This is a genomic window from Pantoea sp. Ft-CA_14, from assembly GCF_024520875.1.
In the GTDB taxonomy this organism is placed as follows: Bacteria; Pseudomonadota; Gammaproteobacteria; order Enterobacterales; family Enterobacteriaceae; genus Pantoea; species Pantoea agglomerans.
Map to the genome: position 1 here is coordinate 1 of NZ_JALNPM010000032.1, position 462 is coordinate 462.

1 tRNA gene is annotated in these 462 nt (G+C 52.2%); it reads left to right on the forward strand.

Annotated elements, in window-relative coordinates:
• The first annotated feature begins 112 nt into the window (after nucleotides 1-112).
• A tRNA-Glu gene (locus NR195_RS22725) sits at nucleotides 113-187 on the forward strand.
• Nucleotides 188-462: the final 275 nt, after the last annotated feature.

A 462-nucleotide genomic window follows, 5' to 3' on the forward strand; every position in this document is an offset into this window, starting at 1 on the left:
ACCTGCGGTTGGATCACCTCCTTACCTGAAGATACCTTCCCGCGCAGTGTCCACACAGATTGTCTGATAAAAAGTAATGAGCAGGACGGCTGCGAAGTCGTGACACTTTTGTGTCCCCTTCGTCTAGCGGTTAGGACTCCGCCCTTTCACGGCGGCAACAGGGGTTCGAATCCCCTAGGGGACGCCACCTGCTTGGTGACAGGTGAAAGGTGTCTCCATACAGTATCTCAAAACCGATTTGGTTGCGTAAGCAGCCGGGCCGCGTTTGAGATATTTGCTCTTTAACAATCCGGAACAAGCTGAAAATTGAAACGACGCAGCGCGTCATTCCTCCGTAATAAGGAATGACTTGGCGATGCGTTCGAGTCTCTCAAATGCTTGCAATTCGCAGCGTTGTAAAACGCCTGTGGGTTGTGAGGTTAAGCGACTAAGCGTACACGGTGGATGCCCAGGCAGTCAGAG